The organism is Candidatus Flexifilum breve (assembly GCF_016713355.1).
In genome coordinates this window covers 569,703-595,664 of sequence record NZ_JADJPI010000037.1, presented here as the reverse complement: position 1 = coordinate 595,664, position 25,962 = coordinate 569,703, and the positions used below count along the sequence as shown (strand labels likewise).

Sequence of the window (25,962 nt, the reverse complement as noted above, 5' to 3'; positions counted from 1 at the left end):
AGGCGCTGGATGGATTTCACCGGACAACACATTCTGATCACGGGGGCTTCAGGCGGGATTGGCCGAGCATGCGCGCTGGAATTTGCGCGGCGCGGCGGCACCGTCGCCATCCATTACCACGAGAATGCAGACGCGGCCCGGTCAACTTTAATGGCGCTGGACAACACAGGTCACACGACCATTGCCGCGGATCTCAGCGACCCAGCAGGCGTCGACACGCTCATTGAGCATGTGGTCGAAGTTTTCGGGCGCATCGATGTGCTGATCAATCACGCGTCCGTCTTTGAGCCGCATCCACCAACACAGGTAAATTACGCGGACTGGTGCGCCGCCTGGACGCGCACGCTCGCCACTAATCTGACGGGCACGGCCAATGTCGCTTACCGCACCGCTCAGCATATGCTCGGCATCGGCGGCGGGCGCATCATCAACATTTCCGCCGACGCCGCCTTCAAAGGTCAAGCCGATGCCCCGGCCTATGCCGTCAGCAAAGCTGGCTTGAACGCGCTCGGTCAAAGCCTGGCGCTCGCGTACGGGCCGCACAACATCTACGTGTACACGATTGCTGCTGGGACGATCGCGCCCGAAGCGCCGATGCCGATTGGCAAGTCGACGCCCCGCAGCGCCCGACCAGACGCCGCCGCCGATGTCGCCCGCACCGCCGCGTTCTTGGCCTCGCCCGGCGCGGAGATGCTCACGGGGGGTATCATCGACGCGAACCGAGCGGCCTACTTGCGGAGCTAATCATCCGCGCAGAAGCTTTATGCTCCCTCACTCGTGAGTTCGGCTAGGATTCGGTATGCTTATACTCACGAGTGAGGAGTTGGCGTTTCGTGAAAGCGATCATCACAGGAGCAAATGGCACGCTGGGGCGCGTCCTCAAGACGACGCTGGAAGCGCACGGCGACACAGTTGTGAGCTGGGATCGGCGCCAGACGCCGATTGACGATTTCGCCGCGATGGAAGCCTTCGCGCGCGCGCAGCGCCCGGACGTGCTGTTTCATCTGGCGGTTGCCTCACAGCCCACGGGACGAGCCAACGAAGGTTGGTTGGTCAACTACCACTGGACGAGCGAACTCGCGTGGATTTGTCGTCAGCTCAATGTGCGCTTCGTCTACACCAGCAGCGTGACCGTCTTCAGCGACTTCGCGCCGGGGCCGTTCACCGTGAATTCGCGACCGGACGCGACTGAAGGCTACGGCTATGAGAAGCGGCAGGCCGAAGAACGCACGCTGGCGCAGAATCCGAACGCGGTAATCGCGCGGCTGGGCTGGCAAATCGGCGACGCGCCGGGGTCGAACAACATGGTCGATCATCTGGAACAGCAGGCGCGCGAACATGGTCAGATTCGCGCCAGCCGCCTGTGGTTTCCGGCCTGCTCCCATTTAATTGACACCGCCGACGCGCTGACACAGCTGGCGACGTTCGCGCCCGGATTGTATCTGGTGGACAGCAACACGCATTGGACGTTTTACGAAATCGCCAATGCGCTCAATGCGCGGCATGGTGACCGCTGGATCATCAGACCGGATGACGATTTCGTCTTCGACCAGCGCATGCTCGATCCGCGCGTGCCCATCGCGCCGCTCAACGTGCGCCTGTCTCAGTTAGGATAAATCTGCAACCGTGCTGCTCGATCTGTTGCACCTGAATCTACGCGACTTCGCGAGTTTTTGGCGGACGTTCGCCAAATGGACGCTGCTCGGCGGCGCAGTTGGCGTGCTCTCCGGCACAGCTTCCGCCATCTTCCTGATCACGTTGGGCTGGGCGACCAATATCCGCCTCGACTTCCCCGCCCTGCTCTGGCTGCTGCCCCTTGGCGGATTCCTCGTCGGCTGGCTGTACTATCGTTTTGCGGGCACTTCGGCCCAGGGCAACAATCTCGTCATCGATGAAGTGCACGTGAATCAAGCGCGCATCCCGGCGCGCATGGCGCCGTTTGTGCTGTTCGGCACCATCATGACCCACCTGTTCGGCGGTTCAGCCGGGCGCGAAGGCACGGCGATCCAGATGGGCGCGAGCCTCGCGGACAGCCTGCGTCGTGTGCTGCGCCTCTCCCGCGCCGACCGCCGCCTACTCATCATGGCGGGAATCAGCGGCGGGTTTGGATCAGTGTTTGGGACGCCGGTCGCGGGTTTCGTCTTCGGCATGGAAGTGCAGAGCATCGGGCGCATTCGCTATGAAGGGATCATTCCGTGCTTAGTGGCGGCCTACGTCGGCGACCTGACGACGCGCTGGTGGGGCGCGGCGCACTCGCATTACCCGCATCTCGCCAACCTTGAGATCGAGCCGGGGCTGCTCATCAAAGTGGCGATCGCCGCGGTCGCCTTCGGCTTGACCAGCACCCTGTTCGTCGAACTGACGCACGCGATCAAAGCGCTCCAGGCGCGTTATATCCCGTACCCGCCGCTCCGCCCGGTGATCGGGGGTGTGGCCATCGTCGCGCTGACGCTGCTGTTCGGCACAACCGATTACCTCGGCTTGAGTCTGCCGCTCATCCAGCAAAGCGTCAACGGGACGGGCGTCGTAACCTTCGCCTTTCTGCTCAAGCTGATCTTCACGGCGATCACGCTCGGCTCGGGCTTTCTCGGCGGCGAAGTGACGCCCCTGTTCGTGATCGGTTCCACGCTCGGCTCTACGGTCGGGACGCTGCTCGGCGTCGATCCGGCGTTCATGGCGGCGCTTGGGTTTGTCGCCGTTTTTGCGGGCGCGAGCAATACCCCACTCGCCTGTGCCTTAATGGGCATCGAACTGTTCGGCGGCGGGTCACCGCTCTACCTGATTCTCGGCTGTGTAATCGCTTATCTCGTCTCCGGGCATCGCGGTATCTACCACACCCAGCGCATCGATTCGCCCAAGTACAGCGGCGTGCTCGTGCTGCAGGACGAGAGTCTGCGCGCATTCGCCGAACGCCAGCGCACCCGCAAGTAAGCTAGGCGGTCACCAGCGGAGTGACTCGTTCACGTAAACTCACGAGCGCGACCACCGTCGCCAGCAGTGCCAGCCCCATCACGATCCACAACACCAATTGGTAGTCACCCGCTTGATCATAGAGCATCCCGGCGACCAGCGGCGCGACGGTGTTCCCGATCGTCACGACAATGGTGAGCACACTGGAGATGCGCCCATAGTGCGTTGAGCCAAACAGTTCGACCAGCACCGAGGGGCGCGAGAGCGTCGCCGCCCCTTGAGAAGCCCCAAAAAACAAGATGAACGCGCCAACCAACACCGCCGAATGTCCGACGACCAAACACACCGCCGAAAGCGTCTGCATGATGAAAATGCCGAGGATGACCGTCAGCACCGAGAAGCGGCGATCCAGCGGCGCAAAGAACACCCGCCCAACCACCTGTGTCACGCCGATGATGCCAGTCGCCGCCGCCGCCGTACTCGCGTCGATGCCGATAGAGATCAGATACGGGATGAAATGCACCCGGATCGCCGCGGCGGCGAGCGTGCTCAAACCAAATGCCAGCGTGAGCAGCCAGAAGATGCGCTCCTGCATCGCTGCGCGGAACGGTAAGCCCCGCGGTGGCTCAAACGTATCGTCGTCGGTCTTGACGCCGCCATCGGGCAGCAGTCCCAGGTCGGACGGACGGCGGCGCAGCATGAAGGCGTGCAGCGGAATGGTCATGCAACCGAGGAAGAGACCGAGGATCAGCACCGCCGTGCGCCAACCGAACGCGCGCAGCAGCGCGTCACACAGGGGCAGGAAAATCGTGCTCGATAGCCCCGCCGCGAACGTAATCACCGTGAGCGCCAGACTGCGCCGCACGTGAAACCACTGCGCGATCACGGCGAAAGCAGGCTCATAGAGAATCGCCGCGCCGCATACCCCCAGCCCCGCCCAGACCAGGTAGAACCCGGTCAGAGTTTGCACCTGCGACCAGGCGATTACCAGCAGCATTGCGCCGACCGAGCCGAGGGTCATCAGCCGCCGCGCCCCGTGCTTGTCGATATACGCACCGACCGGAAATGCCATCGCCCCGGCCACGAGCAGCAGCAGCGAAAACCCGCCGATTAGTTCGGCACGCGACCAGCCAAATTCGGCTTCCATCGGCGTGATGAAGACGGTGAAGGCGAAGTAGAGCACCCCCCAGGAGATTGTCTCGGTGCAGGCCAAGGTGATCGCGATAAACCAGCCATAATACGGCTTTTTCCGGCGCATACGAACCATTCTGAGCAACGCTGATGAATGGTGTGTATTGTGGCGAAAAAGCGCGGGTTTACCAGTCCGCAGTTGCCACAGTGGAGAGGTTGCCCGTTCTCCTCGAATACATGAGGAGAACGGGTAGATCCGTTCTCGACTACCCCATCAGCGAGGCGAAGGCGCGCTTGAGGTCGTCGATCTCGCTGTCGCCAATCGACTTGAGTTCGCCAATTGACGCGGTTTCGATGATCGAGCGGGCGGTGAATTCCGCGACTTCGAGGCGGTCGAACGCTTGCAGCAGACTGTTCGCGCTGATGAGCACGCTGTCGTTTTGCAGCAGCAGCACGGGCGTCCCCGGCGTGATCGAGTCGGCAATGCGCTGATGCTCGACGTACGGGCTGCCATACGGGAGCTTGGGCACGTCCATCAGCATGATGTAACTTTCGGGGATAGTCTTGGTATCCAGCGACCGTTCCGCGATGGCGTAGGCGGTGATGTACGGTGCTTGCGCCGTGATGATCGCCTGCACGCGGGGATGCTGGCGGTAAATCGCGTCATGCAGGCGCACCGACCGGCTCGGCACTTTGCCCGCTTCGCGCTGGCACTCTTTGACGAGCACCATGTCGTCCACCACAACGCTCGGGCGATCCAGCGCCGTCGGCGTGATCAGGAACGACTCGGCGTCCACGCGCGCGGAAACGACACCTTCGGTGCTGATCATCAACTGGCGCTGGCAGGCGCGGCGCACAATGTCGACCATAAGTTCGCGCAGTTCCCGTTCGCGGCTGGAACGCGCGGTCGGCGTATATTCCGGCAGCAGGTGATCGTCCTTGTCGAACAGGGAGAGCTGTTCGTCGTTCAGCGTGCTGTACTTACCCAACGCCTGCGCGTACATCTGTGTGCGCGCGCAAAAGTCGAGCGTCTCGAGGCGCTGGAAGGCCGCGAGCAGCGTCTGCCCGCAGGTCACCGCGCCGTGATTTTCCAGCAGCACAACGTCATTGCCCTTGGCGAAGCTTTCGGCGATGTTGTGGCCGAGTTCTTCGCTGCCGGGGAGCGCGTACGGGGCATAACCGACATGCCCACAAATGCGCCGCGCTTGCGGGATGATGCGCGTATCCGGCTTCTTGCGCACGATGCTGAACGAAACGAGCGCCGGCGCATGCGCGTGCACGATCCCGCGCACATCCGGGCGCTGCTGGTAGATCGCGCGGTGGAACGGCAGTTCGGACGACGGGCGGTGCAGCCCTTCGACCGTGCCGTCTGACAGCACATGCATGATGTCGGCGGGGGTGAGTTTACCCTTATCGACGGCACTCGGCGTGATCCAGATGCTGCCGTCGTCATCGCGAATGGAGAGGTTGCCGCCGGACAGCGTGGTCATGCCACCGTAGTAGATGCGATTCATGATCTGTACAAGCTGTTGGCGCGGAGAGAGGAGCTCAAATGTCATGGACGTCACCTTTAGGGGCGAGGCACGCCCCGCCCCCGAATTAAAGCGTGCAAATGAGTCAAGCCTTAAGAGCGCGCGGCGAGCACCGTCTGTTCATAGGACTTGATGTCATCCATGTATCTTATACCCACAGGCACGCCCTGTCGCTGACAGTAGTAATCCCAAACTGCGCCGAATGGCAAGCCTTTGGCTTCTTCCAGCAGCGCGAGGCGCGAGGTGTGATCGCCCGCCTGCTCGTATTTCGTCAGCAGGTCGCACGGTTCCAGCAGCGCGAGCATGAGCGCCCGCAGCGCGTTACGCGTGCCGATCACCCACGCGGCGATGCGGTTGATGCTGGCGTCGAAGTAGTCAAGGCCGATGTGCACGCGCGGCAGGAAGCCCCCGCGCACAATCTCCTGCATGGTCGCTTCGAGATCGTCGGTCAGCGTGACGACATGATCGCTGTCCCAGCGCACGCCGCGGCTGACGTGCAGCAGCAGTTCCGGCACGTAGAACAGCGCCGAGCTGATCTTGTCGGCGATGCCTTCGGTCGGATGGAAGTGCCCGGCGTCGAGCGTGAGCAGAATCTGCTTCTGGATCGCGTACCCGAGATAGAACTCGTGCGAACCGACGACGTAGCTCTCCGAGCCAATGCCGAACAGCTTGGCCTCGACCGCATCGAGGTGCAGGCGCGGATCAAGCGGCTCAGCCAGCACCTGATCAAGCGCATCCCGCAGGCGCTGACGGGGTGCGACCCGGCTGGCGGGGCTGTCCTTATAGCCGTCGGGAATCCAGATGTTGGTCACGGTCGGCGTGCCGAGGTTCGCGCCGAAGTACGCGCCGATCTTGCGCGACGCGATGCAGTGCTCGATCCAGAACTGGCGGATGCCCGCATCCTGATGTGCTAATGTGAAACCATCGTTCGCCAGCGGATGAGAAAAGCATGAGGGATTGAAGTCCACGCCCAGGCCATTGGCCTTAGCCCAGTCGAGCCAGCGCGCGAAATGTTCAGGCTGCAAGTTGTTACGCTCGACCTTTTGTCCGCCCGTCTCGGCGTACATCGCATGCAGGTTGAGGCGATGCTTGCCGGGAATGAGGCTGAAAGCTTTATCGAGATCCTGACGCAGTTGGTCGGGCGTGCGCGCCTTACCGGGGTAGTTCCCGGTCACGGCCAGCCCACCACCGAGCGCCGCATCCGGCGCTTCGAAGCCGCCTACATCGTCGCCCTGCCAGCAGTGCAAGCTGATCGGAATGTGCGCCAGCCGTTCGAGTGCCGTATCCGTATCGACTCCCAAAGCCGCATAGCGCTCTTTAGCCGCTAGATAAGTTTGCTCCAATGTTACGGAATTCATGATATTTTCATACCTTTACTAACGCCACGCTTGCGCAATTAAGCAATTTCAGCCGATAATATAGCCGATGAGTTGTGAAAGGGGAAATGCAATACAACTCACAGTTGAATGGCAAGCCGGCTGTCCGCACTAGTCCGCACCGTATCACCCTCTAGAACTGCCTTCCTATCTGTGTTTTACCCAAACCCACCCCTAACCTAGCGCCGTCGCCACATCGGCAGCGTTTGTGCTGCCCCTGATCGGAGCTTACAGCGGGGAAAAAGCATGAAGAACACGACCTTAGGCGTATTATTTATCGTCACCTTGATCTTGCTGGTCATAAGCATGACAGCCCTTTCCGGGGGAGCGGCGCAAGCAAACACCGCTGAACCACCGGATGCCAGCCCAAGTTCCACTCAAGAACCAACCGTCGCCAGCAGTGAGGCGACCACCGAAGCCACTCCACCCATCGACGCCAGCGCTGAACCAGCGCCACCTCTGCCCGAAGCGACCAACGAACTGCCAGTGCCCGACCGCACGGACGAACCGCCAGCACCCGACCGCACGGACACCCCACCAGTCGTCGAGGTGACCGTGGAAACGACCGCCGAAGTTCCCGCACTGACCGCAGAAGCGACGGACGCCCTGCTCGCCGTCCAACCGGTCGCGGCGCCACTCGTGCAAGCGGCCGCCATCTCACCGCAGCCCGTGCTGGAATGTCCGGTGAACACGACCACCATCGTCCTGCAAGACATGATGATCGAGCTGTTCCGGGACCGCGAACCGCGAACCAGCACGTACGACATCAGCCTGCCAGAAGCCAGTCTGGGGACGTTTATCATTGCCACGATGGCGGGACATCCCAATCGCGGCTGCCAGATCGGGCCGAATAACGACAATGGGGTGTATCCGTGTGATCAGCCGCAGCTCTACGAAGAGCTCAACGTGCTCATTGACGGCGTGCAAACCCTGTACGTCCCGGATCCCGGTGATGACACGTGGGAAACGTTCACCTTCCCACTGGCGAATCCTATCCCGGCGGGCGATCATCAGATTGACTTCGCCCACACCCTGCGCGGCGACTCGGCTGAGAGCGTCGGCGTGCTTGCCCTGCTCTGCGTCCAACCAGCCAATATCACCCTGACGCCGACCAACACGCCATCGAGCACGCCCAGCCCGACGCCGACCAACACGCTCAGCGCCACGCCCACCACCACACCAACCAATACGCCATCAAGTACACCGACCGCTACCCCGACCACCACGCCTACGGGAACGCTCAGCGCTACGCCGACCGGAACTCTCAGCGCAACCCCCACGGATACGCCGTCTGCGACCCTAACCAGCACCCCCACTGACACGCCGTCAGTTACGCCCACTGGGACGCTCTCGCCCACACCGATCACACCAACGAATCTACCACCCACCCACCAATCCGCCACCAACGAACGTCCCGCCGACCAATACACTGCCTGCGCCGACCAACCCACCGCCGACCGGCACACTGCCGGCGCCGACCAACCCACCCGCCGTCACCCCGTTGCCGCCGACTGATGAGGTGACGCCGGCGTGCGGTGTGGAGGCGACAACCGGCGCGAACGGCTTCCCGGTCATCGATTTGACGCTGTGCGGCGTGGACACCGCGCTTGTCGAACGCGCGCCGTGGTCGCCCGTTGAAGTCGGCGGCGCAACCTGCCCCGATTGGCTGGTCTACCACACGAACATGACGGGCGATTGGGAGATCTTCCGCCTCGGCGAGCTGCCGGATGGGGCAGCGGGCGATCCAAACTTGTCGCGCGGCGTCGGCGAGCGCGTCTTCGACATCATGCCGGGCTTCTCGCCCGACCGAGCATGGATCACGTTTGTGAGCAACCGCGACGGCAACTGGGAAATCTATATTTCCGCCGTGGAAAGCGACCAGATTCAGCGCGTCACGTATAACTCGTTCGCCGTGGAACTGGATCCGGCGTGGTCACCCGTCGGCACGCAAATCACCTATGGGTCGAATCGCGATGGCAACTGGGAGATCTACCTGTTCGATGCGGCGACGGGCACCGAACAGCGGTTGACCACCGATCCGGGCAACGACACGAATCCTTCATGGTCGCCGGACGGCACACGGATTCTGTTCCAGAGTGATCGTGACGGTTTCTGGCAGTTGTACGAGCTGGAGGTGAGCACGGGGACGACACGCGTCGTGAGCGACGGCACTGTGGATGATCACGACGGATCCTATTCGAACGACGCGCAGCAGGTGGTCTTCCGCTCGTACCAGGCGGATGGCACGAGTGTGGTCTACCTGATGAACGCCGATGGGAGCGACCTGATCCCCGTTTCTGACCCAAGCAGCGACGCACTGAATCCGGTGTGGTCGCCCGATGACTCGCTCATCGCTTACCAGTCCGCCCTCGATGGCGATCTCGACGTGTACGTCTACGAGATCTCGACCGGGACAACGCGCAAAATCACTGACAACACGCTTGGTGATTACGCGCCGACGTGGTTGTGCAATACCAATACGTTGGTCTTTACGTCGGATGTGACGACGGATGCAAACCTCTTCAGCGTGCCCGCGCTGCCCATTGAGGCGGATCCGATTGATGTGGTCGAAGCGGCGGTTCAGCTCACGACCATCGACGCCGCCGATCAGTATCCGCTGGGCAGTCCGCAGGAAGAGAACGCCAGTCGGGAGCAGGCGTTCCCGCCACCCGTCCAAAACCGTTAGCCAACCTTAGGGGGCATGGTTCGCCCAGCCCCCTACTGGACAGGCTGAGTTATCAGTCAAGGCGCGGAGCGATTCTCTGGTACGGGATAGATGCTCACATTATCAAACGCGACGTCGACCGGATTGACGCCCGCAGCCACGGCTAACCCGGTGTAGCCGCTGGTGTAGGTCGCATCCGTCGTTTCGATGAGGAGTTCGCCGTTCGCATACAGCGCAAGATAGTCGTCATAGCAGATCGCTTGAATGTGATTGCTGTCGATGCCCGCGTGAATCGCATCGGACGGCGTCCACTCGACCAGCGGCGTCAGCGTCTCATCCGCGCCGAGGAACAGCGCATAGTAGCCGTTCGCGTTGACCATGAAGAAATAGCCGTCCCCCTCGTTAGCCTGATCCGCCCGGCAGACGATACCATAGCCATTCTCGGTGAAGATATTGAGCAGCAGCGCGTCCGCTTCGATCACAACATCGGTATGCGTCGCGTCATTGCGCCCCCACACAAAGCCTTCGGTCTCCGAATAGGCACGGTACACGCCCCGATCCACGGCGAGTTCACCGCTGCCATCCGGAGCAGCATAGGTTTCCCACACATGAGGAGCATCGAACAGCTCGGTCGTGGCGGCATTGACGCGTACAACCTCACCTTGAGGCGTCGTAAATGTCACTTCTTCCTGGGCGAGAACAACGGTGACTGCGAAACCGATACACAGCAAGAGGATGATTTTCAGGTACCGCAAAGACCAATTCCTTATGTGAAACAAGCATTCATGCATCAACGCACTTGTGTTTCAATATAAGGCTCACCCAACGCGAATCAGGCTTAAGACATGGCAAAAATCAGCCGTTTGACCCAGAATAATGGTGTCCTTCTGGCTGACTCAAGCATTAACTTGAGTCGGTTCGGGCAACTTGATCTAAATTGTTGACAGCAGAAAAATTCCGTGTTACCGTAGTGGCATCGAGATGGTACCCGTACCATAATATACTTTGAGTGCCAGCTCGGACGGAAAAACTACTTTCTGAATTGAGGCTTTATATGGATTTATTGGTTCAGATGCAAGGCATCGACAAAGCCTTTGCGGGTGTTGTCGCATGTTCTGACTGCCAATTTGAACTCCGCGCCGGAGAAGTGCATGCCCTGGTGGGCGAAAACGGCGCCGGAAAATCAACCCTCATGAAGATTCTGGCGGGTGTGTACCGCAAAGACGCTGGACGCATCTTCCTGAGCGGAAATGAAGTTGAGATCCATAGCCCCCATGATGCGCAAGTGCTCGGTGTGACCATGATCCATCAGGAACTCAACCTGATGCCGCATCTCACCATCGCGCAGAACATTTTCATCGGTCGCGAACCCCGGCAGAACGTTCCCTTCCTACTCAACGAACAGAAGATCAACCAGCAGGCGCAAGAAATTCTCGCGTCGCTGCACCTGAACCTCAACCCCAAGCAGCGCGTCGGCGGGCTGACCGTGGCGCGCCAGCAGATGGTGGAAATCGCCAAAGCCCTCTCCTACAATTCCAAAGTGCTGATCATGGATGAGCCGACCGCCGCGCTCACCGAAGCGGAGATCGACGAGCTGTTCCACATGATCAACCGCCTGCGCACGCAGGGTATCGGCATCATTTACATCAGCCACCGCATGGAAGAGATCAAGAAGATCACGGATCGCATCACGGTCATGCGCGATGGGCACTTCATCGAAACGCTCATCACCAAAGACACGACGATTGACAAGGTCATCTCGTTGATGGTGGGGCGCACAATCTACGAATCCAAACCGGAACTTCCCGAGCGGCCATCGACCAATATTGCCTTGGAAGTCCGCAATCTGAATCGCGGGCGCGTCCTCCGCGACGTGAGCTTCCAGCTCAAGCGCGGCGAAATCCTCGGCTTTGCCGGGTTGATGGGCGCTGGTCGCACCGAAGTCGCCCGCGCCATCGTCGGCGCTGACCCCTGTGACTCGATTGAACTGCACGTCAACGGGCGTCCGGTCACCATCCGCCACCCTAAAGATGCGGTGCGGCACGGTATCGGTTACCTGTCCGAAGACCGCAAGCGCTACGGGTTGGTGGTCGGTATGGATGTGGCGAACAATGTCACGATGGCGTCCCTGCCGAAGTTCCTCGGTGCGCTCGGCATCATCAATGATGCGAAGATCACGCAGACCGCGCAGGAACATGTGCAGACGTTGTCGGTCAAAACGCCGAGCGTCAAGCAGCGCGTGCGCAATCTGTCGGGCGGCAACCAGCAAAAAGTCGTCATCGCCAAGTGGCTCACCGCCGATACCGACATCCTGATCTTTGACGAACCCACGCGCGGCATCGACGTCGGTGCGAAGAGTGAAATTTACAAGCTGCTCAACGAACTCGCGCGGCAGGGTAAATCGATCATCATGATCTCGTCAGAACTCCCGGAAGTCCTGCGTATGAGCCATCGCATCGTCGTGATGTGTGAGGGTCGCATCACGGGGGAATTGTCGAGCGCCGAAGCCACGCAGGAAAAAATTATGCAGCTCGCCACGCAGCGCACCGAGATGGTCTCGGCTGAAAGCACTTAAGCGCACGCGCCGCGGGTCGATAGTCATAGAGAACTAGGACGCGCGCCGTCCATCAAGAAGATTGTGAATTGAGGATTTTTACATTATGCAAACTGGCACGCTGCCCCGTGAAAACTCCGGATTATCCATGAAAACCATTTGGAAATCCGACGCCCTCCAGCGCTTCCTGGCTTTTGGCGCTCTCGTCATGCTCATCATCTTCTTCTCGATTGCGTCTCCGCGGTCTTCGGACGGCAGCAGCATTTTCCTGGGTGCCAACAACATTGAAGGCATTCTGATCATGACCGCCGTCAACGGCATTCTCGCCGTCGGCGTGACCTTCGTCATTGTGACAGGCGGCATTGACCTCTCGATTGGCACGGTGATGACGCTGTCCGCTGTCATCACGGCCAAGCTGGCCAGCGATTTCGGCTTGCCCATCCCGCTCGCGATCCTCGGCGGCATCCTCACGGGCGCGATTGCCGGGTTCATCAACGGTACGGTGATTTCGCGGATGCGCGTTCCACCGTTCGTAGCGACGCTCGGTATGCTGTATGTCGCCAAAGGCTTATCGCTTATCATTGCGGAACTCGCGCCAATCTACTTTGATCGTGCCTCCGGTTTCAGCGATATCGCGATTGGCGTCATCGTACAAATCCCCGGCGTCATCGAAATACCGAACGGCGTGCTGATCATGTTCGGCGCGGCCATCATCGGTGCGTTCATCCTCACCCGCACGCTGCTCGGTCGCTACACATTTGCACTCGGCAGCAATGAAGAAGCCGCGCGAATCTCCGGCGTGAACACCGCGAAATGGAAGCTGCTCGTCTATACGCTGGCGGGTATGTTCTCCGGCTTGGCGGGCGTGATGATCGCCGCCCGTCTGAATTCGGCGCAGCCGTCGCTCGGTCAGGGCTACGAGCTGGACGCCATCGCCGCCGTGGTGATCGGCGGGACATCGCTCAGTGGCGGTGAAGGCTCGATCCTCGGGACGGTCATTGGCGCGTTCGTCATCAGCGTGCTGACCACGGGTCTGCGCATCCTGTCCGTCCCGCAGGAATGGCAGCTCGTCGTCACCGGCGCGATCCTCATCGGCGCAGTGTTTCTCGATATGGCACGCCGCCGCAGCGCCTAGGGCGCCGCGCAGCCAGCCGTTTGCCGTCAGGATCGCTGGCAGTTCCCTACTTTGGTTAGGCGCTCTCACAAGAGCTTAACAGCAGTTTTAAGGTTCTTTGTTAAATGGAGCATACACATGAAGTTCAGCCTTAAGTTCCTCACCTTGTTCGCCTTGTTGTTCGTCTTCGCCCTTGCGGTCTCCGCGCAGGATGCTACGCCGGAAGCCACCCCCGAAATGGTTGAGAAGTATTGCACGCCGGAAATCGCCGCGGAAAATCAGGCCGCTGGCATCACCATCCCCATGATCTCCAAGGGCTTCCAGCACCAGTTCTGGCAGGCCGTGCGTTTGGGCGCTGAACAGGCTGCCGAAGACTGCGGCGTCATCATGACCTTCGAAGGCCCCGAGAACGAATCGCAGGTTGACCGCCAGATGGACATGCTGCAGGCGGCGCTCGACCTCGAGCCCGATGCTATCGGCTTCGCCGCGCTCGACAGCCAGGCGGCCATTCCGCTGCTGGAACGCGCTCAAGAAGAAGGCATCCCGGTGGTCGGTTTCGACTCCGGCGTTGACAGCGACATCCCCGTGACCACCGCTACGACCGACAACGTGGCTGCCGCTGCCCTCGCCGCGGACGTCATGGCCGAACTGATCGGTGGCGAAGGTGAAGTTGCCGTGATCGCGCATGACCAGACCAGCCGCACCGGCATCGACCGCGTGAATGGTTTCGTCAACCGTATCGAAGAAGCGTACCCGGACATCACCGTTGTTGACGTGCAGTACGGTGGCGGCGACCAGCTCCGCTCGACCGACCTCGCCCGCAGCATCATCCTCGCCCACCCCGAACTCAAGGGCTTCTTCGGCGCGAACGAAGGCTCGATCATCGGTGTGCTGAACGCCGTGAGCGAACTCGATGTGGCCGACCAGCTCGCGATCATCGGCTATGACTCCGGCGCGCAGCAGATCGAAGCGATCCGCAGCGGCCTGCAGGACGGCGCGATCACGCAGAACCCGATCGGCATCGGCTACAAGGCCGTCGAAGCCGCCGTGATGGCGCTGCGCGGTGAAGAACTTGACCCCGTCATCGACACCGGCTTCATGTACTACAACGCCGAAACCATTGACGACGAAGAAATCGCCGCCGTTCTCTACCAGTAAAACGGGCACTACACTGAAAGTTGTAGGGGCGGGCATCCACCCGCCCCTACTCATCAGCGTCCCAGCGCTGACTGTCACGGTTGAGACCGCAAGAGAGAACCCGCGAATATGTCGTCTGCCAGCAAGAAACGCACCACTATTCGTGATGTCGCCCGCCGTGCCCAAGTCGCCCCAATCACCGTCTCCCGGGTCGTCAACAACACCGGCTATATCAGCCCAGACACCCGGCAGCGGGTCGAAGCCGCGATTCAGGAACTTAACTACATCCCCAACGCGCTCGCGCAAAGTCTCCGCTATCAAAAGACCAACATGGTGGCGTTGATCGTCACCGACATCACCAACCCCTTCTGGACGACGGTGGCGCGCGGCGTCGAAGATGCGTGCAACGAACACGACGTCAATGTGATCGTATGCAATACCGACGAACGTCAGAACAAGCTCGAAAACTACATTAACCTGCTCTTGCAGCGGCAAATCGATGGCTTGATCGTCGTGCCGACCGAAGGCTATACCGGCTCGATGCTGGAAAACCTGTATACCAACCACGTGCCGAGCATCATCCTCGACCGGGTGCTGCCCAACTGGGATAAGCACACGGTGGTCCGCAGTGACAGCGTGCTCGGTGGCTACCTGCTGACGAAACACCTGCTCGATCTGGGGCATCGCCGCATTATGCTGCTGTCAGGGAGTGATAACGTCTCGACGGGCGTCGAGCGCGCCGAGGGGTACAAACGCGCGCTGCTGGAAGCCGGGCTGCCGCTGGAACCCGAACTGATGTCCTTCGGCAAATTCACCCAGCACAGCGGTTATGAGCTCGCGGTGCACATGCTCAAGGATATTCACCCCCGCCCAACGGCGATTGTGACGGCGAACAACTTCATCGCCTTTGGCGCGCAAACTGCCCTTGATGAGTATGGTGTGCGCATCCCCGACGACATCTCGCTGACCACGTTTGATGATTTGCCCGAACAGATCAACCCGCGGCCATTCCTGACGAGCGTGATTCAGAATCCGTATTACATGGGGCAAGAGGCCGCGCAGCGCTTGATCGCGCGGTTAGAAGACAGCGACGCGCCCGTCGAAGAAGTCATCGTCCCCGTAACGCTGATCGTCCGCCGCTCCAGTGGGCCGCCCGCGACCGCTTAAAGTCTCTACTTCGGCAGTTCGACGATGAACGTCGTCCCCTGCCCGACCACGCTCTCCACCCGAATCGTCCCATTGTGGCGTTCCACACAGTCTTTAACGATGCTCAAGCCCAAGCCCGTCCCCTTGATCGCCTTGACGGTCGCAGCACGGTAGAATGGCTCAAAGATGTGCGGTACATCGTCCGGATCAATCCCCAGACCGTGATCGATCACACGCAGCACCAGTCGATCAGCCGTCGCATCCAGTTCCAACCGCACTTCGCCTCCCTGAGGCGAATACTTGATCGCGTTCGTCAGCAAGTTCAGCAGAATGCGGCTGAGCAGAATCTCGTCGACTGTCGCCGTTTTGACGCCGCCCACGTTGAGGAATTTGAGCGTATGCCCAAGGCTGGTCTCGCTGATCTCGTCGACGCTGATCTGGCACAGGGCATCCAGATTTACGAGCGCAGGGTGGAAGATGCGGTGGTTCAGGTTGCTGTTGACCAGCCCGACTGTATCGTCCAGCAGTTCCAGCGCATACTGCAACTGCCGCCCGATGCTGTCCAGCTTTTGCTGGCGCACTTCGAGACTCAAACGGTCGAAGTAGCGGCTGAGAATGTCCTTCGCCACGGAGATCACCGAGAGCGGCGTGCGCAAATCGTGCGACAGCGCGGAGATCGTGCGCACGATCAGGAAGTTCTGCTCCTGTTCGCGGCGGAAGCGCGACTTGAGGCGCTCGTGTTCCAGCAGGAGCTGCTCGGTGCGTTCGCGTTCGGTCACATCCTGCTTGACGGCAATGAAATGCGTGATCTCGCCCGCGCTGTTGCGCACCGGCGTAATCGTCTGTTCTTCGGTATACAGCGTGCCATCTTTGCGGCGGTTGGTGAGGCGACCCATCCACACCTGACCCGACAAGATCGTATCCCACATCACGGAATAGAATTCGTCGTCATAGAACCCGGAGCGCACCAGCGCATTCGGATTTTTGCCGCGCGCTTCTTCCAGCGAATACCCGGTCATGCGCGTGAAGGCTGGGTTCACCCACTGGATGTAGCCGTTGCGGTCGGCGATCATGATGGCGTTGGCAGTCGCTTCGAGCGCGGAATAGCGCAGTTCGAGCAGTTCCTGCGTCTTGCGGTCATCGGTCACATCGGACGCGATGCCGACGATGCGCTGCGGTCGCCCGTCGGCGTCGCGCACCAACCACGCGCGGACGCTCACCCAGCGCATTTCGCCATCCGGGCGCAGAATCGGGAATTCTCGTTCGCTCCACCCAGTTGCCGCCACTTCGCGCTCAATCTCATCCAGCGCGTCGGCGTGCTGCGGATGTACCACTTTGCGCCAAATTGGTGCGCCTGTATAAAACTCCTCGATTGAGCGCCCGGTGATAGTCTGCACCGCCGAACTGACATATAGGGGCTTAGAATCGGGGATGGTGATCGACCAGACGACATCTTCGACCGAATCGAGCACTTCACGCATCAGGGTTTCGCTGTGCAGGAGTGCCGCCTCCGTCCGTTTCCGGTCGGTGATGTCACGCGTCATCCCCATAATCTGCGTGACCTGTCCCTGCTCATTGCGAATGGGCACAGCGGTAAGCAGCACCCAGACCGTCGCACCGTCTTTGCGCACCATGCGGAACTCGGCGCGCGTGACCGACTCGCCATTGATCACCCGCTGGTACACGGGCAGCGCCACCATCATGTCTTCGGGATGTATCATGCCCATCGCCTGTTCGGCGGGCATGTCCATCAGTTCGTCAACGGTGTAGCCGAGGACTTCGGCATGGATCGGGTTGGCGTAGGTATAACCCCCATCCAGGCTGTGCAGCGAGATGGGGTCATGGCTGTTTTCGATGATCAGGCGGTAGAGCGATTCCTGCGTTTGCGCAGGCGTGGGCGGAGGATCCAGCAACCGAGTCACCAATTCGTCAACCGTACAGCCCTCTTGGGCAGCGCGTTGCACCAAAGACTCGAGGGTCTTGGGGCTTATTTCCAATATATTGGCCATACAGCTATCCGCAAGTGTCTATTTGTTTCACTGTACCACGATTCACCGGGGGCAAAGCGGTTAATCTTTCTTCATGAACCTTAATTTTTTCCGCAGATCGGTGATCTCCGGATTGCTCGTGAATAGGCCCCAGAGCAGCCCGCTGCGCTGATTCTCGATCATGGCAGTCACCGGCCCCTGATTCAGCCCCATGTAGATGCCGGAGACCCAATCGCGACCGGGGTTGATCGCATCCCGGAAGCCATAAATATCCCACAGCGACGCGCCGAACTCGCGATAGAAGTGCTTGAGCGCGCGCAGCGATTCGTCGGGCGTGTAGGGGAAACAGGCCAGCGCCCCGGTCGGCGTGATGGTGCCGTTGTCGTTCTTGGGGTTGGCTTCGCGCGGGGAATAGCCCGCATAATCGTCGCTGGCGGTCAGTCCCCAGCACGACTCGCTGTAGCCCGCATAGCCGCCCGGATTCGCCACACAGTACCGGTAATTGATCAGCGTGATGTTGCGGTTGTTCTCGAAGTAATCGCAGTAGCCGTCGTGCAAGCCGCGCGGGTCACAGCCGAGATACGAGTAATGCGTGAAGAACAGCGGCCCACCCGGCCCCACGCCGACCTCCAACTGGATGTCATAGTAGGTTTGCCCGTTGGTGTACTGATTGCCCGCCGTCGTCTGCCCCCAGCCCTCGCGGTATTCGCGGGCGATCTCCGCCTGCGACGCCCACCCGCTGTAGTACACTTCGGGCGGAATCGGATGTGTGGGCGACGCCAGCGCGAGCAAATACGTGATGTGCGTCTCGTTCCAGCCGATCAAGCGATGATTGATGTGCCATTCGTGATCCGGCGACCAGTGCCAGTACAAAAACGCCGGATCTGCCGGGTTGCGATACCAGTCCCACTCGACTTCTTCCCATAGACGCGTGATGCGGGCGCGCAGGCTGCGCTCCTCCTCGGTGTCGCGGTCGAAGTACTGCCGCGCGGTCAGCAGCGCCTGCACGATGAACGCCGTCTCGACCAGATCGCCCCCGTTATCGTATTTGCCGAATTCGGGGATCGTCTTGCCTGTGCGCCCGTCGAGGAAATGCGACCACACCCCGTGGTAGCGATCCGCGCCTTCGAGGAACGTCAGCGCCTTGCGCATCCGCTCAATCAACTGAGCACGCGTGATGAAGCCGCGTTCCGCACCTACCAACCATGTAAAAATCCCAAACCCCGACGCGCCGAGCGCAATCTCATGCGGATCACCGGGGATGCATTCCAGCGCCAGCCCGGCGTCGGCATGCGCGCCTTCCCAGTAGTAGCGGAAGTGCGCCTCCTGCACCATCGTCAGCAGTTCGTCATCGGTGAATGGGCGCGTCTCCGCGCTGACCACCGCCGACGGCGCTGACGCAACATACGCCTGATTCACCGCGCGCACCCGGAAATACACCGTCTGGCTGACGTCGACATGCGCGGCGTAGCGGCTGTAATGCGGGTGCTGAATGCCGACCGCCGTGAACTGTTCGCCATCGCTCGACTGCTCCACCAGCACATACTGCACATTGGGATCGTTCACCGCGTCCCAGGTCAGGTCGACGTGGCGCTCAAAGCCGCGCGCGCTCAACCCACTGGGCGCGCTGACCGGAACATCCGCGCTCAACGTGCACACCTTGATCTCGTCGATATACAGAGTGTGAGGCACGCCGTCGTCGATGCTCTGGTTAAACATAATGCCGCGCAGATCGCCAAAGTCGAACGCTTCAGTCGAGGTGTCAAAGGCGCTGAAGGGGATGCACAGTTGCACCCACTGCCGCGCGGGCAGCCCATCGATCACATGGTGCAGCCGCACCGACCGCCCCCACCCCTCTTTGAAGACGTGCATCATCGGCAGCGCGCGCCCCTCAATCGGCTCGGCGGCGTACAACCAGAAGCACAGGTGATCGCCCTGCAAGCTCGTTTTGCGCCCGCGCCACTGTTCGACCAGAATTTCGGCTGTCCACGCGCCGCCGCGGTTCGACGTCCACGAGAGTTCGAGCGCGTTTGGCGGGCTGATCCACTGTTCGCGTGTGACGGGCAGTTTGCCGTCCACCGCTTTAAGCGTGCTCGGCGCGCACGCCCACGTTTGGGTATGGTTGCAGCTTCCGTCACGGCGGCTGTTGGCGAACACCAGATGAGCGTAAGTGTGGTCAGGGGTGAGCATCTTTTTTATCCTGAGGTTTAGAAGAGGATTCAATATTCAAGTTACATTTATGCGTGACGGGACAGTCGGCGCTGTCCCGTCACCGATTTCAGTTCGCGGCGCTTACGGACCACCAACCTCTGCCAGATAGGTGGGCGTCACGGCATAATCGCCGGCGCTCGTGCCAAAGCCCATCGCCGTGATGGCGTTCTGGATGTTCGGGTTGGCCATGAACAGCTCCCACACGAAGCCATCCTGCGCATTGACGAGATTGAGCAGGATATCGCCCTGATCGATGCCAATGTGATCGCGCGAGTACCAGTCGACATCTTCGTTGATAGCGCTGACAAAGCCATACTCGCGCCACGCCAGCGAACCGTATTCGGTCAGCACGGCGCGCATGCCAGCGAGCGCGATCCCCGGCGTGAACGGCAGGCACGACGCGGCGGCGTACGGCGCGACTGTGCCGTCGTGATTGTTATTCCACGCCCCATACGCGCGGTAGCCCTCGGGGCCATCCGAAGCGCTCAAGCCCCACACGCCGTTACCATACGTCGCGTATTCATCGCTGTGATCGACGGCGAACTGCTGATTGCGCACGCACGCCAGCGTCGTATTGTTGACATAGTTGGCGTACTGGTCTTCCTGACCGCGCACGTCGAGGAAAGCCAGCGGGTACTGGTAGACGAACAGCGGTTCACCCGCCAGATAGATATAGGCGCCATCGCGATTGACCGGACGATCCCACAAATCCCACGCAATCGGCGGGACGGGATGGGTCGGCGAGCCAATCGCCAGTGCGTACAGGATCATGCTCTCGTCAAAATGATCCCACGCCGCGCCGAGATACCCGCCCGACGGCGTCCAGCCCATACGCACGAGCGCGCCGCCGGGGGCCATCCAGTCCCATTCGACATTCGCGTAGAGTTGATCCGCCAGCGCCGCGACTTCGGTATCGGCGAAGTACTGCCCGCTCACGAGTGCGCCCGCGACCAGCAGCGCGGTATCAATCGACGACAGTTCGCTGCTCCACTCGCGTTCACCCGTCCGCATGTTGACGAAGTGGTAGAAGAAGCCATGCGTCCCCTCGACACCGCCGCTCGTGAAGGTTTGCAGCGTGGTCAGCGCCCGCTGATAGCCCTCGTCATACGTGATCCACCCGCGATCCACGCCGATGGGCAGCGCCGCCAGCGCAAACCCGACCGCCGCGATGCTTGCCACCGAGTCCGGCGTGCTGCGGTCTTTGACGAGGCCGTTTTCCGGATTGGCTTCGAGCCAGAAATAGTCAAAGGTCGTCCGCGCCACCGCATCGATGAAATCGGCGTCATTCATGGCGAGCAAGTCGGCCACTTCCTGATCGTACTCGTTCCCACTGACCGTCTCGATCAAGCCACCCAACGCCGCCGTACCGAGATAAAACGGCTCAGTCAGTGGGATTTTACTGCCGTCATCCTTGAAGAATGAGAAATACAGGTTGTACACGTGCTCCGCGTTCAGATCACGCATGGCTTCGTGCAGCGGGTAGCTGATGGTGTTCCAACCGGGCTGCGCGTCGCTGCTGCTGAACACGCCCGCAATCCACGTGAAGCCGCCGTTCGTCACATCGGCCATGCCGAGAAAGAAGTTATTCGGGTTATCGACGTTCGATTCGGGCAAATACACCTGCAGGTCAAGCGTCGTATAGTTCGCCCACGCGGCTAAGTCCGCGCCGGGCAGCCCAAAGGCGATCTTGGTTTCCTCACTGGAGCCGCCCGGCGTCACCATGAGCGCGGGCACGCCCTCGACATTGCCGAGGGCTACGCTCGACCCGGTGTTGTCGTCGCCGATCGTGCTCAGGTCGCGATTCGGCCAGTCGGACCAGACCTCGATTGAGCTAACGGTGGTCTCCGCTTGCTCGACGCCAACGAGATACAGGTGCCCGAGGTAGATCGGCTGCGTGAGCGGCGTTTTGTCACCGTTCGCTTCGTAGAAGAACGAGAGATAGACGTTATAGCGGTGATCGGCGGTCAGCGCCTGCATCGTGGGCAGGATCGGATAGTTCACCGTCACCCAACCAGAGGTGCCGCTGGCCTCGCCAAACACACCTTCCACCCACGTGAACGAGCCGCCCGTCACATCCGCCAGGCCGAGGAAGAATGTGTTCGGGTTGCGAATGTTTTCGTCGGGCAGCAGCACGTCAAGCGTGAGCGAATCGGCGTTCGCCCAATCGGCGAGAGCCGCACCGCGAAACGGTACGACGATTTTCGTCTCGTCGCTCGCGCCGCTCGGCATGAGCAGCAGCGACGACTCGCCTAGCGGCGTGGAGTCACCCGCGACCAACGAAACTTCCGACCCGCTGCCGTCACTGCCGATTTCCGTGATCGGTTTCTGATCCCACGGCGTCCACACCACCGGTTCAGTTTGAGCGCTAAGCGGCCCAGGGCCGAAGCTGAAGAAAAAGAGTCCAACGAGTATGAGCAAAAAGAGTCTGTTCCAGCGGCTTGTTTTCACAAATAATCTCCATTCCAGCACAACTTAGTATAAGTAAAAATGTGCCGGGGCGCGATCACCGCGCCCCGGCCATTTCCAACTCAAGTGGAACGAATTACTGCCCGCTCTCCCATGCGGCGACCAGCGGCCGCAGGATGTCGAGCGACTGCGATCCATACACCTGACTCGGTTCGATGTGCGAGTTTTCGAAATACTCGTTCCAGCTCACGATGAGGATGATGCTTGCGCCGCTGGCAACCGCGCCATTCCAACTGTTGGTCAGGAATTCGCCATTGTTGCGGGCGCGCGGTGTGGTCGGGTTGGTGCGTCCGGCAATCGCCGATTCATCCCAACCAGGGTGCACGGTCGGCGTGTAGAACCACCCGCCTGCCTGATTCGTCCGCCGCATCCACTGCGAAGCGGTCGCCGCCGGGTTGCCCGCCCAGGCCGTGTTGAACAGGTACAGGCCGTCGAATGCGGGCATCAAGCCCGTACGCGTGCCTTCCATCACCCAGATCGTATTGCGATTCGGGTCGACCTGCTGGCGAATCGCCTGCCACTGCGCCAGCGTGAAGCGCCCCTGATTCCAGAAGTAGATCACGGGTTTGTCCTGAAAGCGCAGGTAGCCGCCGTGATTCGCGCGGTCGTTGATCAGGTAAGCCAGCGACTGCGTCACCTCGTCGACGGTTGCGTTGTAGCCGGGGTCCTGCATATCGACCACCGCGCCCGCGTGGAAACCTCGTGCCGCCGCCTGATCGAGCAGCATGTTGAAGACCTGGTGTGTCAAGTTGTCGTTCTTGGGTCCAAACCAGCTCATCAGGAAGGCATCGATGCCGACGCTGCGCGCCTCGTCAATCTGGCGACCGAGCGCGCCCGCATCCCGCGAGTCATACGGCGCAGCCGGACGATCCGCGAGCCGCGCATCCCCCCACGATTCGCCCGTATACCAGCCGAAGTAGAACGCGTAGACCTGGCGGCCTTCCTGAGCACTCAGCGGCACGGCAGAAAGCAAAAGCGCGATCACCAGCAGCAGAAAACCTCGTTTAAACATGTGTAGCTTCACCTTTATCTCGGTACACCAACGATCAATGTTAGCGGAGCGCCTCCCGTTTGCCGAGAGCGCACTTTACAAATTTCATACGCCATTAGTACTACTTCTACCGTGCATCCTCGGAGTAGCAGAGCAAATACGCTCGCTTACACCGATTATGGCACGGGTGATCGGCGAAAAAGCGTAATGTTGCCGGAGGCGGACAAAAGCAAACAGACGCGCTGTATGGCGTCTGCTGTTTTAGGTAACGTCAGTTAGGGATAAGACTCGTTCGCGCCTCCCCCTCACCCCAACCCCTCTCCCACGCAAGCGGGGAGAGGGGCGACGAACAGCGCTTTTGCTGGCTCCCCTCCCTGAATTCGGTTGAGGACAGGACACTTTTAACAATCGAGAGGATTGTAGGGACGCCCAACGGGGCGTCCGCCAGATCGTGGGCAAAACGGACGCGCCGTTGCGCGTCCCTACGAACTCTTTTCCCCTCAAACCGTGCCTTAATGGTTCCCAATGTTAAAACTGTCCCTCCGTCAGCTGAATTCGGGGAGGGGCCGAGGGTGGGGTCAGAGAAGCGTTAGCCATAACTCACGTTAAGTACTGTTCTTCCGGGTGCTGAAGCCGGTTTGAGAAGCCGCTGGGACGAGTAAAGTACGTAGAATTCTGTGAAGACAGATTACAGGTCGGTTCTTGGGGGTTGGCGGACGCGATAGATCGCATCCCTACGACAGACGGATTTCACGGTAGTTCACGCCTTCTCGCCACTTGTCTCGCATAGCCCACAACAACAATTCGTCTGTCCTGCGGCAAGCAATCCGAGCAACGAGAAGACGAAGTAGTCAGGGAGTCAGCGCTCCGAGGTCAGCAGTGGCCAGATAAATATCGGTCCCGCCGCTGCGTCCGCCCTCAATATACAGATAGAGGCGCTCTTCATCGGTGGCAGTCGCCGTGTACCAGAAGCCAGAACCGCCGGATATACTCCCCCGTCCCCATACGGAATCTTCGGTCTGATTCTCCCAGTGAATGCCATCTTGACTGGTAGCGATTCCGAGTCCCATCTGTGTACCACTCATCGGCATCATCCGGTAGATCATCACGTAACCGTCACCAACCCGCTCCACGCGGGGCTGATGAAACCGCACATCGGTGCGATCCGCAGTCAGCACCGGATCGCTCTCCGCAAACGGCGCTTCGGTTGTGGCGGGATCATCATATTTTGTCCAGTGCACGCCGTCGGGCGACCTCGCCAGACCGATCTGAGCTGTACGCGGGGCGTCGGTTGAACCGGCATAATACATAAGATAGCCATCCTCCGTACGCACGACACTCGGTGCATCAACATGGGCGGAATCCCAGCTCCCAGGCCCGCCGTGCGTGAGGACCGGCTCGGGGTCGATCGTCCACGGTCCAAGCGGCTCGGGCGCGGTCGCCCGCCCGATTTCCGCTGCCGGCGTTACTTCGTTCCAGGTATAGAAATACATAACCCAAGTGCCATCCGCCTCGACCAAGACGCTGGAGGCTAACGCGGCCAGATTCGTCAGGGGGACGTCGGCGCTGTACAGAATTGGGTCTTCGGTCACCTCCGTCCAGGTGCTGCCATCCGGCGAGGTGAGGTAGCCAATCTCGACGCTGGCTGGCCAGGCTTGGAACCCGTTACGGAACATATGAAACATACCATCGTGGTACAGAACCGCACCGGGGTCGGTGTAGCGACCATCCCATGCGCCGAATTCCCCGTGACGGACGACGGGCTCGATGCTGTACAGGGTGAAGGGGCTGGTATCCTGAGCAGCCAACCGGACGACACCGGCCAACAAGCCGAGCACCACAAGCCACAAGTATCGGTGAGTATGCCGCATCTTTATTTCTCCTGCTGAATCACTTCAATTGGAAAGATCAGTTCGGTTAAGCCGCTCTGCGTCTCACAGGGGCGGCGCAGATACAGTTCACGCGTGGGGGCGGTCAGACGATAGTGATGCAAGTGCATCCAGCCCCACAAGGCCTGAGCGTCAAGTGCCCGTTCATGATCGGGTTTCGTCGAGACTAAGCTGGCGACCTGCGCCTGAGCCGGCACATCCCATACGCGAAGTTCCCGCTCCGCCGTCACCGGAACCGAGGCCTGTACCGTCTCGTCGACAATAAAGGCGGCTTCGCAGTGGAAGGATGACGTGCGCTGACCGGTCCGCTGATAGTCTAGTGAACCGGGGTACAGGGTGAGCGCACCGTGAATGTGCTGGGCGAGACCGTGACGCTTCAAGACGGCGAACGCTTCGGCAAAGACCTGGCCCGGATAACCGGACCCCGCCAATGAGATAACATGCAGCGCGGGCTGCGCCTTGATCACGACCTCGCCATCGGGCAACCGGCCCTCCGCTTCAATGTAGCGCAGGCGATTCTCAACGCGGTTCAGGCGGGCCGTTTCCGCCAGCAGCTGCTGACGCAGTTGGGCCTGTTTCAGCTTCAGCATCCCGCGAATTTCGTCCGCGTTCAGGGCGCCATCGAGCAGCAAGCCGATTTCTTCCAGGGACAGCCCCAAGTCTTTCAGCGCCAGGATGCGATTGAGGCGTGCCAGCTGGTCATAATCGTAATAGCGATAGCCCGTCTCCGGGTCGACCCGAATCGGCTTGAGCAGACCCATCTCGTCGTAATGACGCAGCATCCGAATACTGATTTGCGCCAGCGCGGCAAATTCGCCAATCTTGAGCATGCGGTCATACCTCCTGCGTGCC

At 60.5% G+C, this 25,962-nt stretch carries 19 protein-coding genes; 9 read left to right on the top strand and 10 right to left on the bottom strand.

Going from position 1 to position 25,962, the window contains the following annotated elements; translation table 11 throughout:
* Window positions 1–9: 9 nt before the first annotated feature.
* The 3 genes from IPK17_RS33655 to IPK17_RS33645 all read left to right on the top strand — a co-directional run bounded on the left by IPK17_RS33655 (window position 10) and on the right by IPK17_RS33645 (window position 2,931).
* A complete protein-coding gene (locus IPK17_RS33655; protein ID WP_343422096.1) occupies window positions 10–744 on the top strand; it encodes an SDR family NAD(P)-dependent oxidoreductase in 735 nt (244 codons plus the stop codon).
* 89 nt (window positions 745–833) lie between these two features.
* Complete coding sequence (locus IPK17_RS33650) at window positions 834–1,616, top strand: NAD-dependent epimerase/dehydratase family protein (RefSeq protein WP_343422095.1); 783 nt, start codon at window positions 834–836, stop codon at window positions 1,614–1,616.
* Between the two features lie 10 nt (window positions 1,617–1,626).
* A complete protein-coding gene (locus IPK17_RS33645; protein ID WP_343422094.1) occupies window positions 1,627–2,931 on the top strand; it encodes a voltage-gated chloride channel family protein in 1,305 nt (434 codons plus the stop codon).
* Window position 2,932: 1 nt separating this feature from the next.
* Here IPK17_RS33645 and IPK17_RS33640 read toward each other — a convergent pair whose 3' ends face one another.
* From IPK17_RS33640 to IPK17_RS33630, 3 genes are all read right to left on the bottom strand, one after another.
* Window positions 2,933–4,168 carry an MFS transporter gene (locus IPK17_RS33640; protein ID WP_343422093.1) on the bottom strand — a complete coding sequence of 412 codons (1,236 nt, stop codon included), beginning with the start codon at window positions 4,166–4,168 and terminating at the stop codon, window positions 2,933–2,935.
* 139 nt (window positions 4,169–4,307) lie between these two features.
* Entirely contained in the window at window positions 4,308–5,600 is a 1,293-nt protein-coding gene (locus IPK17_RS33635; protein WP_343422092.1) for a class II aldolase/adducin family protein, read from the bottom strand.
* 65 nt (window positions 5,601–5,665) lie between these two features.
* On the bottom strand, window positions 5,666–6,931 hold the full coding sequence (locus IPK17_RS33630) for an L-rhamnose isomerase (protein WP_343422091.1): 1,266 nt from the start codon (window positions 6,929–6,931) through the stop codon (window positions 5,666–5,668).
* Between the two features lie 264 nt (window positions 6,932–7,195).
* Between IPK17_RS33630 and IPK17_RS33625 the strand changes: the two genes are divergently transcribed.
* Both IPK17_RS33625 and IPK17_RS33620 read left to right on the top strand, forming a co-directional pair.
* Window positions 7,196–8,464 (top strand): hypothetical protein, encoded by a 1,269-nt coding sequence (locus tag IPK17_RS33625; protein ID WP_343422090.1) that lies wholly within the window; start codon window positions 7,196–7,198, stop codon window positions 8,462–8,464.
* Window positions 8,465–8,486: 22 nt separating this feature from the next.
* A complete protein-coding gene (locus IPK17_RS33620; protein ID WP_343422089.1) occupies window positions 8,487–9,635 on the top strand; it encodes a TolB family protein in 1,149 nt (382 codons plus the stop codon).
* Window positions 9,636–9,691: 56 nt separating this feature from the next.
* Here IPK17_RS33620 and IPK17_RS33615 read toward each other — a convergent pair whose 3' ends face one another.
* A complete protein-coding gene (locus IPK17_RS33615; RefSeq protein WP_343422088.1) occupies window positions 9,692–10,369 on the bottom strand; it encodes a hypothetical protein in 678 nt (225 codons plus the stop codon).
* Window positions 10,370–10,668: 299 nt separating this feature from the next.
* Here IPK17_RS33615 and IPK17_RS33610 point away from each other — a divergent pair, with 299 nt between their 5' ends.
* The 4 genes from IPK17_RS33610 to IPK17_RS33595 all read left to right on the top strand — a co-directional run bounded on the left by IPK17_RS33610 (window position 10,669) and on the right by IPK17_RS33595 (window position 15,586).
* Window positions 10,669–12,189 (top strand): sugar ABC transporter ATP-binding protein, encoded by a 1,521-nt coding sequence (locus tag IPK17_RS33610; protein WP_343422087.1) that lies wholly within the window; start codon window positions 10,669–10,671, stop codon window positions 12,187–12,189.
* A 127-nt stretch (window positions 12,190–12,316) separates the two neighbouring features.
* Window positions 12,317–13,303 (top strand): ABC transporter permease, encoded by a 987-nt coding sequence (locus IPK17_RS33605; protein ID WP_343422086.1) that lies wholly within the window; start codon window positions 12,317–12,319, stop codon window positions 13,301–13,303.
* A gap of 216 nt (window positions 13,304–13,519) precedes the next feature.
* Window positions 13,520–14,440: an ABC transporter substrate-binding protein gene (locus IPK17_RS33600; protein WP_343422594.1), complete on the top strand. Its 921-nt coding sequence runs from the start codon at window positions 13,520–13,522 to the stop codon at window positions 14,438–14,440.
* Window positions 14,441–14,548: 108 nt separating this feature from the next.
* On the top strand, window positions 14,549–15,586 hold the full coding sequence (locus tag IPK17_RS33595; RefSeq protein ID WP_343422085.1) for a LacI family DNA-binding transcriptional regulator: 1,038 nt from the start codon (window positions 14,549–14,551) through the stop codon (window positions 15,584–15,586).
* Between the two features lie 5 nt (window positions 15,587–15,591).
* Here IPK17_RS33595 and IPK17_RS33590 read toward each other — a convergent pair whose 3' ends face one another.
* The 6 genes from IPK17_RS33590 to IPK17_RS33565 all read right to left on the bottom strand — a co-directional run bounded on the left by IPK17_RS33590 (window position 15,592) and on the right by IPK17_RS33565 (window position 25,940).
* Window positions 15,592–17,487: a sensor histidine kinase gene (locus IPK17_RS33590; RefSeq protein ID WP_343422084.1), complete on the bottom strand. Its 1,896-nt coding sequence runs from the start codon at window positions 17,485–17,487 to the stop codon at window positions 15,592–15,594.
* Window positions 17,488–17,634: 147 nt separating this feature from the next.
* On the bottom strand, window positions 17,635–19,743 hold the full coding sequence (locus IPK17_RS33585) for a glucoamylase family protein (RefSeq protein ID WP_343422083.1): 2,109 nt from the start codon (window positions 19,741–19,743) through the stop codon (window positions 17,635–17,637).
* A gap of 102 nt (window positions 19,744–19,845) precedes the next feature.
* Window positions 19,846–22,110 (bottom strand): glucoamylase family protein, encoded by a 2,265-nt coding sequence (locus tag IPK17_RS33580; protein WP_343422082.1) that lies wholly within the window; start codon window positions 22,108–22,110, stop codon window positions 19,846–19,848.
* Window positions 22,111–22,306: 196 nt separating this feature from the next.
* Entirely contained in the window at window positions 22,307–23,242 is a 936-nt protein-coding gene (locus IPK17_RS33575; RefSeq protein ID WP_343422081.1) for an endo-1,3-alpha-glucanase family glycosylhydrolase, read from the bottom strand.
* An 830-nt stretch (window positions 23,243–24,072) separates the two neighbouring features.
* The gene (locus tag IPK17_RS33570; protein WP_343422080.1) at window positions 24,073–25,092 is read right to left on the bottom strand and encodes a glycoside hydrolase family protein; all 1,020 of its coding nucleotides are present in this window, start codon (window positions 25,090–25,092) and stop codon (window positions 24,073–24,075) included.
* Window positions 25,093–25,094: 2 nt separating this feature from the next.
* Window positions 25,095–25,940 carry a MerR family transcriptional regulator gene (locus IPK17_RS33565; RefSeq protein ID WP_343422079.1) on the bottom strand — a complete coding sequence of 282 codons (846 nt, stop codon included), beginning with the start codon at window positions 25,938–25,940 and terminating at the stop codon, window positions 25,095–25,097.
* Window positions 25,941–25,962 lie beyond the last annotated feature (22 nt).